This is a genomic window from Sphingobacterium spiritivorum, from assembly GCF_016724845.1.
Classification (GTDB): domain Bacteria; phylum Bacteroidota; class Bacteroidia; order Sphingobacteriales; family Sphingobacteriaceae; genus Sphingobacterium; species Sphingobacterium spiritivorum_A.
Genome location: NZ_CP068082.1, coordinates 1,052,692 through 1,067,605 on the forward strand (window position 1 = coordinate 1,052,692; position 14,914 = coordinate 1,067,605).

The 14,914-nt window shown below is 39.1% G+C and carries 18 protein-coding genes; 4 read left to right on the forward strand and 14 right to left on the reverse strand.

Annotation, left to right across the window (positions count from 1 at the left end; all coding sequences use genetic code 11):
* Positions 1 to 107: 107 nt before the first annotated feature.
* Genes I6J03_RS04380 through I6J03_RS04390 form a run of 3 tightly spaced genes read left to right on the forward strand, consistent with a single transcriptional unit; the run spans position 108 to position 2,595 of the window.
* Complete coding sequence (locus tag I6J03_RS04380; RefSeq protein ID WP_232279865.1) at positions 108 to 746, forward strand: ABC transporter ATP-binding protein; 639 nt, start codon at positions 108 to 110, stop codon at positions 744 to 746.
* A 48-nt stretch (positions 747 to 794) separates the two neighbouring features.
* Positions 795 to 2,114: an ABC transporter permease gene (locus I6J03_RS04385; RefSeq protein WP_003012522.1), complete on the forward strand. Its 1,320-nt coding sequence runs from the start codon at positions 795 to 797 to the stop codon at positions 2,112 to 2,114.
* A 1-nt stretch (position 2,115) separates the two neighbouring features.
* Positions 2,116 to 2,595, forward strand: coding sequence for a hypothetical protein (locus tag I6J03_RS04390; protein WP_003002170.1), 480 nt, complete (start codon positions 2,116 to 2,118; stop codon positions 2,593 to 2,595).
* A 5-nt stretch (positions 2,596 to 2,600) separates the two neighbouring features.
* Here I6J03_RS04390 and I6J03_RS04395 read toward each other — a convergent pair whose 3' ends face one another.
* From I6J03_RS04395 to I6J03_RS04440, 10 genes are all read right to left on the reverse strand, one after another.
* Positions 2,601 to 3,314: a 16S rRNA (uracil(1498)-N(3))-methyltransferase gene (locus I6J03_RS04395; RefSeq protein ID WP_003012521.1), complete on the reverse strand. Its 714-nt coding sequence runs from the start codon at positions 3,312 to 3,314 to the stop codon at positions 2,601 to 2,603.
* A gap of 20 nt (positions 3,315 to 3,334) precedes the next feature.
* Positions 3,335 to 4,648, reverse strand: coding sequence for a hemolysin family protein (locus tag I6J03_RS04400; protein WP_003012519.1), 1,314 nt, complete (start codon positions 4,646 to 4,648; stop codon positions 3,335 to 3,337).
* 8 nt (positions 4,649 to 4,656) lie between these two features.
* Positions 4,657 to 5,199, reverse strand: coding sequence for an inorganic diphosphatase (locus I6J03_RS04405; RefSeq protein WP_003002176.1), 543 nt, complete (start codon positions 5,197 to 5,199; stop codon positions 4,657 to 4,659).
* A 7-nt stretch (positions 5,200 to 5,206) separates the two neighbouring features.
* Positions 5,207 to 5,860 (reverse strand): DedA family protein, encoded by a 654-nt coding sequence (locus tag I6J03_RS04410; protein WP_003012518.1) that lies wholly within the window; start codon positions 5,858 to 5,860, stop codon positions 5,207 to 5,209.
* A 135-nt stretch (positions 5,861 to 5,995) separates the two neighbouring features.
* Positions 5,996 to 6,409: an HIT family protein gene (locus I6J03_RS04415; RefSeq protein WP_003012517.1), complete on the reverse strand. Its 414-nt coding sequence runs from the start codon at positions 6,407 to 6,409 to the stop codon at positions 5,996 to 5,998.
* A gap of 227 nt (positions 6,410 to 6,636) precedes the next feature.
* The gene (locus I6J03_RS04420; RefSeq protein WP_003012516.1) at positions 6,637 to 6,819 is read right to left on the reverse strand and encodes a winged helix-turn-helix transcriptional regulator; all 183 of its coding nucleotides are present in this window, start codon (positions 6,817 to 6,819) and stop codon (positions 6,637 to 6,639) included.
* Between the two features lie 194 nt (positions 6,820 to 7,013).
* Positions 7,014 to 7,487 (reverse strand): transcription elongation factor GreA, encoded by a 474-nt coding sequence (gene greA, locus I6J03_RS04425; protein WP_003012515.1) that lies wholly within the window; start codon positions 7,485 to 7,487, stop codon positions 7,014 to 7,016.
* Between the two features lie 126 nt (positions 7,488 to 7,613).
* Positions 7,614 to 8,318: a response regulator transcription factor gene (locus I6J03_RS04430; RefSeq protein WP_039990583.1), complete on the reverse strand. Its 705-nt coding sequence runs from the start codon at positions 8,316 to 8,318 to the stop codon at positions 7,614 to 7,616.
* Positions 8,319 to 8,334: 16 nt separating this feature from the next.
* On the reverse strand, positions 8,335 to 9,996 hold the full coding sequence (locus I6J03_RS04435) for a sensor histidine kinase (RefSeq protein WP_003012513.1): 1,662 nt from the start codon (positions 9,994 to 9,996) through the stop codon (positions 8,335 to 8,337).
* Between the two features lie 34 nt (positions 9,997 to 10,030).
* A complete protein-coding gene (locus I6J03_RS04440) occupies positions 10,031 to 11,920 on the reverse strand; it encodes a S9 family peptidase (RefSeq protein WP_003012511.1) in 1,890 nt (629 codons plus the stop codon).
* A 124-nt stretch (positions 11,921 to 12,044) separates the two neighbouring features.
* On the opposite strand from I6J03_RS04440, the gene I6J03_RS04445 reads away from it, so the two are divergent.
* Positions 12,045 to 12,329: a DUF4286 family protein gene (locus I6J03_RS04445; RefSeq protein WP_003012510.1), complete on the forward strand. Its 285-nt coding sequence runs from the start codon at positions 12,045 to 12,047 to the stop codon at positions 12,327 to 12,329.
* 7 nt (positions 12,330 to 12,336) lie between these two features.
* Here the strand turns inward: I6J03_RS04445 and I6J03_RS04450 are convergent, their stop codons facing one another.
* The 4 genes from I6J03_RS04450 to I6J03_RS04465 all read right to left on the reverse strand — a co-directional run bounded on the left by I6J03_RS04450 (position 12,337) and on the right by I6J03_RS04465 (position 14,911).
* Entirely contained in the window at positions 12,337 to 12,741 is a 405-nt protein-coding gene (locus I6J03_RS04450) for a DUF983 domain-containing protein (RefSeq protein ID WP_039990577.1), read from the reverse strand.
* Positions 12,742 to 12,744: 3 nt separating this feature from the next.
* Positions 12,745 to 13,005, reverse strand: coding sequence for a hypothetical protein (locus tag I6J03_RS04455; protein ID WP_003012508.1), 261 nt, complete (start codon positions 13,003 to 13,005; stop codon positions 12,745 to 12,747).
* Between the two features lie 28 nt (positions 13,006 to 13,033).
* Positions 13,034 to 13,720: an RluA family pseudouridine synthase gene (locus tag I6J03_RS04460; protein ID WP_039990582.1), complete on the reverse strand. Its 687-nt coding sequence runs from the start codon at positions 13,718 to 13,720 to the stop codon at positions 13,034 to 13,036.
* 177 nt (positions 13,721 to 13,897) lie between these two features.
* Complete coding sequence (locus tag I6J03_RS04465; protein WP_003012506.1) at positions 13,898 to 14,911, reverse strand: MlaD family protein; 1,014 nt, start codon at positions 14,909 to 14,911, stop codon at positions 13,898 to 13,900.
* Positions 14,912 to 14,914 lie beyond the last annotated feature (3 nt).

A 14,914-nucleotide genomic window follows, 5' to 3' on the forward strand; every position in this document is an offset into this window, starting at 1 on the left:
AACATATTCCCAACATAGAATGTAATAATATAATGAAGGATTCGCTTTATTAATGGATTTACGGTATTTTTATGCAATTAAATTGCATTATTAAATTTCTTAGCCCTATGGTTCACCACATTCTGACAGCTAAAGACTTATCTTTCCGATATAAAAATGGTACAGCCTTGACATTTCCGGAGGTAGAGATCAATAAAGGTCAACACACCTTGTTATTGGGAGATTCCGGAAGCGGAAAAACCACACTGCTTCAATTATTAGGTGGTCTCTCACTTCCATCTACGGGATCTGTCGTGTTGAACGGGCAGTCTCTATACGATCTTAAGGGATCCGCACTGGATGCTTTCCGGGCTCAACATATAGGTTTTATTTTTCAGGAAGCACATTTACTCAAAAACCTCACTTTGTTGGAAAATATCAAAATAGCACAGAGTCTGGCCAAATTACCTGTCAATGAAAAGGCTATACTCACTATGCTCGAACAATTGCAGCTAAGCGACAGAACAAAGTCTTACCCCAATCAGCTCAGCCGCGGACAACTTCAGCGGGCTGCGATAGCACGTGCATTGATAAATACACCTTCACTGCTTATTGCTGATGAGCCGACTGCAGCATTGGATGATACAAATACAGCTCGAGTAATGGAATTACTATTAGGTATTGCCGACCAATACGGGTCGACATTACTGATCGCGACACACGACAAACGTATAAAAGACAGATTCCTTCATACGTATAATCTTTAATGAGTTATACGATTGGTATTTGATTTATTAACTTTGACTACGACACCCATGAATATATTAAAAATCGTTTGGAAAAATATCAGTAAACAACTTGGTTCCACCATTTTGAGTATAATATTGACTGCTTTCGGAGCAGCCATACTATGCGTACTTTATGTGACAGGAGATAGTTTTGAGAAACAACTGGACAGCAACAGCAAAAATATTGATCTGGTTGTAGGTGCAAAGGGCAGTCCGCTTCAACTCATACTCAGTGCAGTATATCATGTGGATAACCCGACAGGTAATATTTCACTGGCAGAAGCTAATCAGCTGAAGGAAAACCCATTTGTCAAACTTGCTGTTCCCCTGTCTCTCGGAGACAATTACAAAGGACATCACATTGTCGGTACAAATACTGATTTTCTGAAGTTATATGAGACAACCGTTGCAGAAGGTAAATATTTTTATAAACCATTTGAAGTAGTCATAGGTCATGCTGTCGCTCAAAAGCACCAGTTAAAAATAGGGAGTAAGATAAACAGTTCACATGGACTGTCCGCATCCGGAGACGATCATCACGACCATCCATTTGTAGTGGTAGGTATATTGAAGAAAAATGATAATATCACAGACAACCTTATTCTGTGCAGTCTGGAAAGTGTTTGGGACGTACACGGTCTGGCACACGGACATGCTTCGGATCATCATCATGCTGAAGAAGATCTGGAAGAACAGGTAGAAGCACACCTTCATCACCATGGTGAGACAGAAGAAGATGAATCTCACGACCATCCCCAAGAGGAATATGTTAAAAATATCGGTCAGGATCTGATCAAAGATCAGGGTGAGGAAATCACAGCCATGCTTATTCAGTATCAGTCGCCCGCAGCTATCGCAATGCTGCCCAAACTGATCAATCAAAGTACAGCTATGCAGGCCGCATCACCGGCAATAGAAAGTGCGCGTTTATTTTCACTATTGGGTGTAGGAATAGACTCTCTCACCATTCTGGCATACATTATTATGCTGATGGCAGGTCTCAGTGTATTCCTCAGTCTATATAACGCTTTAAAACAGCGTAAGTATGATCTGGCTGTTATGCGGACATTGGGAGCCTCTAAAACTCGCTTATTCGCCATGGTCTTATTAGAAGGACTTATCATCACCTTGCTTGGAGGATTGGTGGGAATGCTATTAGGACATATAGCTTTATTCTATATCAGTACACAGACAAGTCAGAGTGCCGGTCTGATCGAAGTCTTCAGCATCAATGCGGATGAATGGTGGATTCTGCTGATAGCCTGCATTATTGGTGTGCTGTCCGCCCTTATACCATCTATCAAAGCTTATAATACGACAATTTCAAATACGTTATCAAATAATTAAAATGAGAAAGCAGCTCTTATCCCTTATATTCTTACTGACTTTATCGACCTATACCCTTGCGCAGATCGGAAACAGAGATCCGAATGTTCCGGATCATACTCCTATGATGAACAGCACCTGGGAGGCAATAGACAAAATGATGTATAAAGTTACTTATGAAGGAAGTAAAAAGATCTATACACCGACCTATCCGCCGGCACTGAAAGCGCTGGAGAATAAAATCGTAACCTTACCTGGATATCTGGTTCCATTAAACAGCGGACGTAATCATAAAACGTTTATGTTATCAGTTCTCCCTGTTATGCAGTGCCAGTTTTGCGGATCCAACGGAATTCCTCCGATGGTAGAAATATTCATGAAGGGAGAGTCTGTCAAATTCACAGATGAACCTATCAAGATAAAAGGAAAAATGAAATTTAATCCTGAACCGCTAAAGGGAAATGCGGAAATTCAGATCATCGATGCTGTTTTGATCAAATAACAGCTTTAACGGTTTAACAATGCAACTTCCACACAGGAGGTCAATGCAGCTGTTTCAGTACGTAAACGTGCTTCTCCCAGTGAGATGGGCACAAAACCCGAAGAAATAGTCTTACTGATCTCCTCTGTGGAAAAATCCCCTTCCGGACCGATCAGTATTACATAATCCTGTTGAGGAGTAAAAACCTGACCGAGGTATTTTTTTTCGCTATCTACACAATGTGCAATTGCCTTTTGTGCTGATACCTGCTCCTGTTGTTTCAAAAAATTAGTTAACGTTATTGCAGGATTAAGCTTAGGCATATAGGCCTTATACGATTGCTTCATCGCAGCTACGATCACTTTATTCAGACGATCCGGTTTAACCTCTTTTCTCTCTGAATGCTCACTGATAACAGGTGTGATTTCCTGTACGCCCACCTCCGTAGCCTTTTCCAGAAACCATTCAAAGCGTTCTATATTTTTTGTTGGCGCTACAGCCATATGAAGATGATAAGAAGGCTTTTGGAAGGCCTCCTGAATTTCTATGATCTGTAGAGCCGTTCGTTTAGGATGGGCATCTATAATCTCCGCACGATAGAATCCTCCTCTGCCATCTATGAGGTGCACCTGATCTCTGTTTGCCAGTCTGAGGACCCGTACAGCATGCTTACTTTCCTCTTCGGTCAGTATAAAATTAGCGAAATGGGGTTCTATTTCCGGTGTATAAAACAGATGCATATTAACTAAAAAAGGGATATTTATTCTCCATCCTCATCATGAGGCGTCTCGATCAGTTCCAGTTTGACAAATTCAATATTCTGCTGCGTCTTTTTCATAATGGTAAAAGTGTACCCGTACAATTCTTTGTACTCCCCTACTTCAGGGATTTTATCGAACAGATCACTTACCAGACCAGCCATAGTATCATAATCGGAACTTTCAGGCAGTTCCAGAGGTAAATACTCATTCACATCATGCACACTCGCACCGGCATCGATCATATATTCCGTTTCCGAAATACGCTCTACAACCGGAGTTTCCTCATCATACTCATCCTGAATCTCACCGACCAGTTCTTCTACAATATCTTCAAGTGTAACCATACCTGCAGTACCACCGAACTCGTCCAGTACGATCGCAATCTGAATACGCTTTAGCTGAAATTCAGCCATCAGGTCATTGATTTTTTTCGTTTCAGGAATGAAGTAAGGTTTACGCATGATATTTTTCAATACCACCTCCTTTCCTTTCACAATGATCGGAAGAATATCTTTTGTATGCACTATACCTACGATCTGATCAATATTATCATCATAAATCGGAATACGGGAGTATCCTTCTTCTGTGACTGTGTTAATAAATTCGTCTGCTGTTGCATCCTTATCTATCGCTACGATCTTGGTACGGGGAACCATAATATTCTTCACAATCCGTTCATTAAAATCGAACACGTTTTTGATAAGCTCATGTTCAGAAAAATCCAATGCACCACTTTCCTTCCCTTTATCCAGCAGATACTGAAGTTCTTCAGAAGAGTGATGAGATTCGCTTGAATGGGGCTGTATACCAATCAGCTTTAACAGGAAATTGGCAAAACCGTTCAATACCCATATAAAAGGAATGAACAGATAATAGAAAATACGAAGAGGAATTGCTAATCTCATCGTCGTAGCCACCGGTTTTTGAATGGCAATAGACTTAGGCGCCAATTCCCCAAGGACAACATGGAGAATAGTAATAATGGCAAATGCCAGTACGTGCCCACCCGTTTTAGCCCAACCGGCAGAAATATCTACACCTACAAACTGGAAGAAGTTACCCACGATGTCAGTCATCACACGTTCTCCGATCCAACCTAAGGCAAGAGAGGCAAGTGTAATACCCAGCTGGGTTGCAGCCAGGTATCCATCTAAATGCTCTGTAATATTTTTAGCAACTTTTGCTACTTTACTTCCTGATTTGGCTTGTAGTTCTATTTGAGAAGCCCGAACTTTTACAATGGCAAATTCGGCAGCCACAAAAAAACCATTAGCAAGTACTAACAAGAGTGTCCAAAAAACATCGAGAGCCATTATTTAAGTTATTTGTTAACAAATGTTTGCTTGTACAATTCAAGACTTTCCAACAAGATTTCCTGTGCTTTCTCACGACCCTGTACACCCTCTACCACTACTTGTTTGTTTTCCAAAGCCTTGTATGTTTCAAAGAACTGTACAATTTCCTTCATCGTGTGAGGAGGCAGTTCTTCAATATTATTAATGTAATTCATCACAGGATCATTTTTGGCTACAGCGATGATTTTGTCATCCTGTTCACCTCCATCGACCATGTTCATCACACCAATAATCTTAGCTTCAACAAGACTCATTGGCATAATATCTACTGAACAGATGACCAAGATATCCAAAGGATCCTTATCATCACAATAGGTCTGAGGAATAAAGCCGTAGTTAGCAGGATAGGTAACCGCTGAACTCATTACACGATCCAAAATTAGCAGACCACTTTCTTTATCAAGCTCATATTTTCCTTTTGATCCGTTAGAGATCTCAATAATTGCATTGACTGATTCCGGCATATTACTTCCAGGGGAGACCTGATGCCAAGGGTTTTGTGTACTCATTTAATTATTACTGTTTATTTGTTGTTTTATTTTTTCTGTTTTTTATCGTCCGTTTCAGGACTGCAATCACAATAGGAAGGAAAGCAATAGCAATCATCCCTACGATAATATATTCGACGTAGTTAATGATTCCGGGAAATTTGACACCCAGAAAATATCCGGATAATGTCAATAAGGTAACCCATAAAAAGGCCCCCAATACATTATAAATAACAAATTTCTTAAAATCGAGTTTAACTACACCCGCAAATATGGGTGCAAATGTACGAATAATCGGAACAAACCTTCCAATAATTAAAGCGGTTCCGCCATATTTTTGGTAAAACTCTTCTGCCATTATAATGTACTTCCGCTTGAAAATCCACGAGTCCTTACGTTTAAAGAGCATAGGTCCCGTTCGATAACCAAACCAATATCCTGCAAAATTACCGGCTATACCTGCCAGCAAAATTCCAAAATACATGGTTTCAATGCTGACATCTACTTTATTCAAAGCACAGAAAAGACCTGCTAAAAACAACAAATAATCCCCCGGGAGGAAGAAACCAAAGAACAATCCTGTCTCGGCAAAAACAATCAATACAACTAAGTAGAAACCTCCTGAACTCAGTAAATGTTCAGCGTCCATTAATTGTTGAAATGACAACAAAAACTCTTGCATATATCTAATTTAGTATACCGCTAACCCTTACCCGAAAAACAATCACAGGTAAACGATGACATATTCAATGTGTTCGAAAAACGAAATGGATGCCATGGTTATATAGTATACATGTTTGATGAATAAAAACTACCGTTAGTTACTGTTTGTAACACTAGCAATTGCTTCTCTTATATCTTCTGCTATTTTTGCCAGTTCCTCATCAGGCAGACTCAGTTTTGGTTTTTCAAAATTCATATCGTGAACAGCATTAAGCGGAATCAGGTGAATGTGTGCGTGGTTTACTTCCAGACCTACAACGGCAATTCCAACTTTACGGCAAGGAAAAACTTTTTTTATACCCTGTGCAACGATCTTCGCAAAGATCCACAGACCCATATACTCATCATCAGAAATATCAAAGATGTAATCGGTTTCGCGTTTTGGAATCACCAATACATGACCTCGGGTCAAAGGTTGAATATCCAAAAAAGCCAGGTAATCAATACTCTCCGCAACCTTGTGTGCGGGGATTTCACCTGCAACAATCTTCGAAAATAGAGTTGACATGTTCTAATTTATTAAAGTGCAACAGCAAATATATAAAAAACGGGCGCAAATGTATGGAGACACTTCAAAAATATGTGATTGAAAAGACTGAAAAGAGCATAACTCAGGCTGCTTTTTTTCCATATATCTGTATTCGCCTATTTCACTACGTCTATCATTTCAGGTCCGGAACACTTTTGCTATGCTTATTCTGCAGTACATGCTATAATAGCATCAATTAACTCCCGTTAAGATTTTCCCTTTTCAGAAAGAGAATAATAGACAAGCATGGGCGCCTTTGCAACCAACACTTCCCGCTTTAGCAGGCCGTCTTCTTCAAGCTCTCTCAACTGCTCGGTCAATACCTTCTTACTGATGCCCGGCATTGCTTCCAGGAGAAGACTAAATCTATTTTTATCCTGCCCCACCATTTCCGGCAGGAATACAGCACAGTCATCAGGTGATAACAGACATTCCGGCTTTTATCAGCAATCTGAAGAAATATGATAAATCGCTGGAAGTTAACATATAAAAAAGCGGTCACAAATATTTGTGACCGCTTTTTTATATGTTTATTTGAAATTATTTGCGGTTATGGCAAAACCGCCTATAACCTACAATACTATTATCTCGAAATCTCCATGATCTCAAATTCGATTTTACCAGCCGGCACTTCAATAGTTGCTGTATCTCCTTTTGATTTACCAAGCAGACCCTGGGCAATTGGAGATTTAACCGATATTTTACCTGATTTAAGATCAGCTTCTGTTTCAGAAACAAGCTGATATGTCATTTCCGAACCGTTTTTTTTGTTTTTGATACGTACAATGGATAAAGCAAGTACTTTTGATGTATCCAATTTGGACTCATCAATAAGCCGTGCACTGGAAAGAACATCCTCCAGTTTAGCAATTTTTGCTTCATGCAAACCTTGAGCTTCCTTTGCCGCATCGTACTCAGCATTCTCTGACAAATCACCTTTGTCTCTAGCCTCAGCAATAGCCTTTGCGATATTAGCTCTTCCCTCTGTCTTTAGATGATGCAACTCTTCTTTGAGTTTATCTAATCCCTCTTGGTTGTAATAAGTTACTTCTGCCATAATTATTTAACTTTTTTAACTTTTCAAAACATAAAAAGACAAGACCATCCTGTCCTGTTCGGACAACATGGTCTTGCTATATTTACGAAGATAGCAATTGTTTTGAAATAAACAAAAACTATCTGATTATATATTTGACTCGTCTTCGTCTATAAATTTGTAGCCCAATCCTCTCACTGTCTGTAGGTAATGTGGCTTATCAGGGTTCTTTTCGATCTTCTTACGAAGTCTCACCACATGCATGTCCAGAGTTCTGGTATTGACATTGGAACTATATCCCCATACCACCTCCATAAGCTCTTCACGGGTAATTTCTTTACCCACATTTTGAAGAAAATGCAACAGAATCCTGTTTTCCAGAATTGTCAACTCGATCTTCTTGCCATCTCTTACTAAAGAGTGTACATTCGGATGGTGCTCTGTACTTCCAAAGTGGTAAACCTCCGCTCCGCTCTTCGGAACAAAGAAGCGTACCTTATTTTCGATCATCGCCACCAATACATCCATATTGAATGGTTTGGTAATATAATCTGTCACTCCAAAACTGTAGGCATCGATTTTATCGATATCCTGCGATTTGGCAGTCATCATGATAATGATGTTCTCAAACCCTGCCTTACGTACATCCTCACAAACGATGTTGCCCTCTTTACCGGGAAGCATCCAATCTAATAAAACAATATCAGGTCTTTGATCTAAAATCATTTTTTCGGCATCCAGTCCATTTCCGGACTGTATTACTTTGTAATTCTCAGACTGTAACCGATGACTTACCAAGAAACGTAGATTCTCATCATCTTCTACTACAGCAATTGTAATATCCTTTTGCATATCTTTTATCATTATTTTAGACCGGGAACGTCAGAGTAAAGGTAGTCCCCTTACCAAGTTGGCTGTCTACACGGATATCACCTCCCATAAATTCAGTAATCTCCTTGCAAAATGCCAACCCAAGACCTATACTTCCCTGTTGATTATATTGATTTTTTACTCTATAAAATTTTTTAAATATATTCTGGTACTCTTGTTTATTAATCCCTATACCTTCGTCTCTGAATATGATAACAAAATTCTTTTTATTTTGTTGTATATCAACATCTAAAACTTTATTTGAAGGATTAGAATATTTATATGCATTATCTATCAGATTTTGAAAAACACTTGATAACAACACCGGATCAGTTATCATATCATTTTTGACTGCAACCCGGTAAGATAGTTTAAGATCCGGATAGCTTATTTTAGTAGCCGAAAATAAGGTTTCGCATAATTCTTCTAAATCTACCCGTTCTCTTTTAAATTTTATTGATTTATTTTCAATTTGTGTAAATGACAATAATTTATTCATCAGACTATTGAGCTTGTCTGCTTCCTGATCCAGAATCTTGCCATACATAGTCCGCTCTTCATCACTGATCTTCTCCGCACTTTTTATATTGTTACCTGCGATTTTGATAACACTGACAGGTGTCTTAAACTCGTGGGTCAGGTTATTGATAAAATCATACTGCAGGCGGTAAAGTCTGCTATTGATCATTACATTCCGGTAGATAAGATATGCGATCAGCAACAGGATGATATAGAGCAAAGAAATCCCCAGTACCACGGGGGCAAAACGCCGGTTCGTCTCTTTCTTGATAAAAGATTCGGAAGTACTGAAGGTTATCTTATAGTCTGAAAGTGCCCCCGGCAGCGACACTTCTGTATACAGATAGGGCTTCTCCCCGGTCAGATTGACACTCACCAGAGGAACAACTTCTATATGCTCATACAGATTCGGATAGACGTTAGTGATCTTGATCTTTCGCGGATCTATATAGAATACAAAAAGATCCTGATCATAGGATACAGGTTGCTTAATAGCTCCTCTTAATAATTCGCGGTACGAAACCAGGTCGCCGATACGAGGAATATTCATATAAGCTATCTTGCCGGGAGTCATATCATAAAAGATCTTAAAGATCAAATTGTCAGTAAGCTTCGTAGAATCATTTACCCGGTCCAGAAAACTAACCAGCTTGACAGTCATATTATTAAAGTCGTCTGAATAATTTTTGAGGTTGTTATCCTCCAGACGCTTTGAGATCAGGTGATGATTTTCATTCAGGGAGTACGAAAATACAGACCTTGACTGTATAAGGAGATTATTGTATTTGATCTCATATCCTTCTTCTTCATCATTGGTGATGGCGATATCATAAAACATCGTTTCTCTGACAAAAGGATATTTCCGCAAAATATTGTCGATCATACCCCGTGCTTCATTTGTATCCAGAAAACCCTGGTAATACGAAATTTCAGGAATTCTGTTTTGAAAGAAGTCATTAAAAGGCACTAAAGATTTATCATATACTTCTACCTTACGGTTAGCAAACTCGCTATCCACAAAATTGGAGATCATCGTTCGCGCAAAGAATACAGACACCACATAAAGTATGGTTACAAATACCACAAAGGCAATAAGTAAACCAATATTTTTACGGTATGTATACTTTGTTGAAGTACTCATGCGATATAAACTTTGTGCATACTAAGATTTAGGATTATTTTAAATATTTGTTCAGAAAGACTTCCAGTTCCTGGTAATAAGAAACAATGTTTTCTTCATTTTTAAACCGTCTTCCCTCGTCATCTTTAACAATATACTGCACTGGTACATTATTATTTTTAAGACGTTGCACGAATTGATTTGCGTCATTTACAGAACTGAACTTATCTCGTCCGCCCTGAACCATAAAAATAGGTATTTTTACTTTATCCGAATGAAATACCGGTGAAATAGCCTTAAATAGATCTGATTCGGTCTCCGGGTTGCCTACAACCTGATAATAGAACTGTACATAAGGTTTGAAATAAGGAGGTACCTGTTTAAAATAGGTAAACAAGTTAGTATATCCCGAATTAGAAACTGCACAGGCATACAGGGAAGAGTTAAAACAGGCTGCGTATAATGCCGAATAGCCTCCAAATCCATTCCCCATAATAGCGATCTTATTACGATCTGCAATACCCTCATGAATAAGCAGCATCACACCATCTGTAATATCATTCTGGATCTTGCCACCCCACTCTTTGAAACCTGAAACCCAGAATTTCTTGCCATATCCTACAGAACCCCGATAATTCATCTGGAATACCACATAACCCCTACTCGCCAGAAATTGTACTTCAGGCTGAAAACCCCAGTCAACACGCCCGTTAGGACCATCATGTGGAATGACGACGACCGGAAGGTTTTTTCTGTCTTTATGCAATGGATAAGTAATATATCCCTGAATGGTCAATCCGTCCCGTGTCTGATAGGTCATAGGTTCCATCGCTGACATCTGGCGGTTGGCAATCTTAGGATTCAGATCTGCCAGTTTCATTAATTTATCCTCTGCAGCATTATAATAATAGATCGCTCCCGGATTCTGATCGGTATAGCTTTTAAAGATAAAATGATTCAATGAAGAATCCCGGTCTATAAACTCAATCTCGGCCTGATCTACTTTTGCCTTTATCCGGTCATTTACCTGCTTCACCTTATCGTTAAAAAACACACGAGTCTCTTTATTAAGTGCAAAACCGGCATATACCATCTCATTCAGTTCATTGGAATACCCGGTAGAATTGAGATCGACATCGGGATGACCGAATATTTCTTTTATTTCTGTTCCGCTGGATGCATCATATTCTACCAGTGTCAGCTTATCACGACCTACATTGGAAAGCGCATAAATCCTTGAGGAAGATCCCTTGACAAATCCTAAAGGAAGAATATTGGTCTCAAAATCGTTAGTTACAATCTCTTTAAAAGGAGTTTTCTGATTAGGGCGGTACAGAATAGATTCTTCTACACTATCGCTTGTCAAAGCCAGACGAACTTCCCCGTCCGGTGAACCGTACCAGGAAATAACGTTACCGGGATTTTTATCTAACAACTGTTTTGGACGGCCATCCAGAAATACCCTGTAAATATCAAAAACTGATGAATCACGTTCATTAATCGCTGCCAGCAGACTGTTATCTTTTAACACAATTGGATTAACCCATCTGAGTCTTCTTTTTAAAGGCTTAAAAAGCGGAACAGCTGCTTCTGTATGCACATCTATAGCGAATAGTCTTAAACTGTCTTCGGGAGACTGTGTGTTGGAATAAACGATTTTATCTTTATTTGCCCAGAAGAAATACTGAACATTCATATCAGCCTGATATGTAAGCTGCTTTGATTTGGATTTATCCTCCAGATTAAGGATAAAGATATTTTTACAATGATTCTCCAGACCCAGATATGCAATCTGTTTTCCGTCGGGAGAGATTTTAAAATTAGTTTTTTCAGGTATGGCAAAAAAGTCCTGTACAGGGATTAAGTTGCTGTCACTTTTGTTTGTGCAACCTACCCCGATCAACAATAACAGACACGCAATTGCATTTAAAACTATTTTACCCATATATTAGAAGTCCCTGTTTCAAATATTCAAATTATAAACGACAACTCAAGGATATGCAACCTTATTTTTACATAAAAACGGATACACAATCAGCGCTCTCAACAATTGTTGGTACATTTGCATTATGTATTTATATAACATCTCCATCATCACAGAAGATTCAGTTCATGCCGAAATAATGGATTGGGTAAAAACAGGAATTCTGAGTCAAAGTGAATATCCGGCTAAATTCTTAAAGTTATTAAATTCGCCACATGAAGGTCAAACACATTGCATTCAACTGGTAGTGGAAAAAGAGCAGGATATTGAGACCTTTAATGCGAAATACCTGGCGCCGTTTCAGGAATTCATCTCGACGTCCCACCACGGCAAAGCTTTTATATTCGACAGTATTATGAAATATCTATAATCCTGAATTATTGTTTTTCGACATCCGCAGCTTCTTCCTCATACCGTGGATTATAAGAAATCTTGGGTGTCATATAATGCAACAGTACTAATCTGGAATATCTGAAATTGAAAGGGGCAAATATCAGTGTAGTAAAGAATAAGACCCCCAGATACAACCAGGCCGATTCACTCCGGGTGATAATATAGGTAGCAACAGCAAGACTCACTATCTGAGCAACGGAAAAAGCATAGCTGACATACATTGCCGCATAGAAATACCCCGGTTCTACCTCAAATTTGACTCCGCAAACCGGACAAAACTCATTCATCTTTTGTTTACGGAATCCGTAAGCCTTACCTTCAAAAACTTTGCCCACGCGACAACGCGGACATTTAGAATGTGTAAGAGCAGAAAATTTTGATGTAGCCATTCGTTAAAAATAAACTTTCTCGTGATTCTGTTTACGGAACTTCTTGTACCACAGAAATCCCACCCCTGCAACTATAATAAGCGGCACACCCAACAGGAATAATACACCATCATTCAATCCGTTACCTTGCGTATTACCGTTTTTTGTACCATTCTCCGCATTGAGAGAACACATTGCGCATTGTGCCTGTGCTGTAGAATCAGGAGTTGCGATCCATAATAGCACACAGGAAATAAGAACAAAAAAGTGCTTAACTATTTTCATATCACAAAGTTAATTATTTTTAAACCGATTACAGTAATACATTAAATTTTTCCCAGAAACCATCTACCGGCAGGCCAGCTACAAGCTTCATGGGTTCATCTTTGACGGGATGAACAAAAGACAAACTTCGGGAATGTAAACAGATACTTCTGCGCAGACTTCCGCGTGGATAGCCATATTTATTATCTCCGACAATAGGGCATCCCATCGTTGATAATTGTACTCTGATCTGATGTGTACGACCTGTCTTAGGTTTCACATGAAGCAGGTAATACCCTTCGAGTTCGCCGATAACCTCATAATCTAATTCAGCATAACTGCTTCCTTTTATCTCTCTGTTGTAAGCTTTTGTAATCATTTTCTTGCGGTCCCGAACTAACCAGTTCTGTAGCTTAGCAGACATTTGCTCAGGTTTATTTCGTACCACTGCCAGATAAGATTTTTCTACATCGCGGTCATGAAACAACTTGTTCATACGATCCAATCCCTTACTGGTCTTCGCAAAAACAATCAATCCACTAACCGGTCTGTCCAGACGATGTATCACTCCTATAAATGCATTTGGTTTTTCATATTTACGCTCCAGGTATTCTTTGACCATCATATCCAAAGATTTGTCACCCGAATCATCCACCTGCACAATATCACCGGCACGCTTATTAATTGCTATGAGGTGGTTGTCCTCATAGATAACATCTTTATCCGTAATCTGCATAATCATATAAATCGAGTACAAAAATAGCTCAAATAAACCAAAAAGAGCATACTGAATATATTTCTGTACATAAATAGCTTTTCTACATCAAATAAAAATCCCGAAGCTTGTCTGTGTATAAAAGACAGGCTTCGGGATGGACTTATAATCTTTCTGTTTTCTAAACTACAGAAAAGCTTACTTTGAACTTCCTGACAAGGCCTTTAAGCTATCAGCTTTAGCCTTTTCTTGTTCTTTCTGTTGTTTTTTAAAGAACCCTCTCAACAGAAAGTTACTCTGCATAGCTTCCATATTCTGATCCAGCTTAGCGGTACTCAAATTCAGATTACGCAGAATCTGTTTGATTTCTGCTGCACCTTCAGGATCATTTGTCAAGGCTCCTACTACATTATTTTTATCGTTGAGACGAGCAGATGTAGCATTAAGATTGCTCATCAGCGCACTTGCTGTCTGGGTTACGCCCTGCAACTGTGCGGCTGATTCTCTCAGACTCGCAAATACAGCTGTGTCTGTAGATAGCTGATGAATTAATCCCTGATTATTGTTCAGTTTATTCGTTACAGCCACCAGGTTGTTTGAAGCCTGATTAGCATTGGTCATCAGTTTATTAAGATTGTCTAAAGATTTGCTTAACGAGACCACCATAGAAGAGTCTGTCAACATCGCTCCTACCATTCCTTTGCCATCCACCAGATTCTGGGATAACACGGCAAAATTACGTGTAATCTCAACCAGATTATCATTATTCACAGATAGTGTCGCCATCATGGCTTCCATATCAGTTCCTTTTGCAGAGTGCAGAATATCTCCGTCCTCAATAGGCTGAGCAGTCTGCGAACCTCCGACAAGGGTAATGATCGAATTACCGATCAGACCATCAGATCCCAATTTGGCAACTGCATCTTTACGGATAAATTCGCTGGATTTAGCTTCGATACTCATCACCACTTTTACATATTTAATGCTTTCAAAGGAGATGTCTTTTACTATCCCGACTTTTACACCCGAAAACCAGACGTTATTACCTACTTTCAACCCTTTCACATCCTCAAATTCTGTTGTAACAGTCAAAGTCTTAGTAAACTTCTTCTGTTGTCCTCCCAATGTCAATATACCGGCTACGAGGATAATCAAGCCGATAAGAACAAATAGACCTACTACTAATGTGCGTTTATTGTCTGCTGCGCTCATATT

Excerpts from the sequence above, each read along its gene's own strand:
- greA (WP_003012515.1), bottom strand. The coding sequence starts at position 7,487 with ATGGCAGAAGTAACTTATTACAACCAAGAGGGATTAGATAAACTCAAA.
- I6J03_RS04435 (WP_003012513.1), bottom strand. The coding sequence starts at position 9,996 with ATGAGTACTTCAACAAAGTATACATACCGTAAAAATATTGGTTTACTT.
- I6J03_RS04450 (WP_039990577.1), bottom strand. The coding sequence starts at position 12,741 with ATGGCTACATCAAAATTTTCTGCTCTTACACATTCTAAATGTCCGCGT.
- I6J03_RS04455 (WP_003012508.1), bottom strand. The coding sequence starts at position 13,005 with ATGAAAATAGTTAAGCACTTTTTTGTTCTTATTTCCTGTGTGCTATTA.
- I6J03_RS04415 (WP_003012517.1), bottom strand. The coding sequence starts at position 6,409 with ATGTCAACTCTATTTTCGAAGATTGTTGCAGGTGAAATCCCCGCACAC.
- I6J03_RS04405 (WP_003002176.1), bottom strand. The coding sequence starts at position 5,199 with ATGAGTACACAAAACCCTTGGCATCAGGTCTCCCCTGGAAGTAATATG.
- I6J03_RS04460 (WP_039990582.1), bottom strand. The coding sequence starts at position 13,720 with ATGCAGATTACGGATAAAGATGTTATCTATGAGGACAACCACCTCATA.
- I6J03_RS04400 (WP_003012519.1), bottom strand. The coding sequence starts at position 4,648 with ATGGCTCTCGATGTTTTTTGGACACTCTTGTTAGTACTTGCTAATGGT.
- I6J03_RS04385 (WP_003012522.1), top strand. The coding sequence starts at position 795 with ATGAATATATTAAAAATCGTTTGGAAAAATATCAGTAAACAACTTGGT.
- I6J03_RS04445 (WP_003012510.1), top strand. The coding sequence starts at position 12,045 with ATGTATTTATATAACATCTCCATCATCACAGAAGATTCAGTTCATGCC.
- I6J03_RS04430 (WP_039990583.1), bottom strand. The coding sequence starts at position 8,318 with ATGCAAAAGGATATTACAATTGCTGTAGTAGAAGATGATGAGAATCTA.
- I6J03_RS04420 (WP_003012516.1), bottom strand. The coding sequence starts at position 6,819 with ATGGTGGGGCAGGATAAAAATAGATTTAGTCTTCTCCTGGAAGCAATG.
- I6J03_RS04440 (WP_003012511.1), bottom strand. The coding sequence starts at position 11,920 with ATGGGTAAAATAGTTTTAAATGCAATTGCGTGTCTGTTATTGTTGATC.
- I6J03_RS04410 (WP_003012518.1), bottom strand. The coding sequence starts at position 5,860 with ATGCAAGAGTTTTTGTTGTCATTTCAACAATTAATGGACGCTGAACAT.
- I6J03_RS04390 (WP_003002170.1), top strand. The coding sequence starts at position 2,116 with ATGAGAAAGCAGCTCTTATCCCTTATATTCTTACTGACTTTATCGACC.
- I6J03_RS04465 (WP_003012506.1), bottom strand. The coding sequence starts at position 14,911 with ATGAGCGCAGCAGACAATAAACGCACATTAGTAGTAGGTCTATTTGTT.
- I6J03_RS04380 (WP_232279865.1), top strand. The coding sequence starts at position 108 with ATGGTTCACCACATTCTGACAGCTAAAGACTTATCTTTCCGATATAAA.
- I6J03_RS04395 (WP_003012521.1), bottom strand. The coding sequence starts at position 3,314 with ATGCATCTGTTTTATACACCGGAAATAGAACCCCATTTCGCTAATTTT.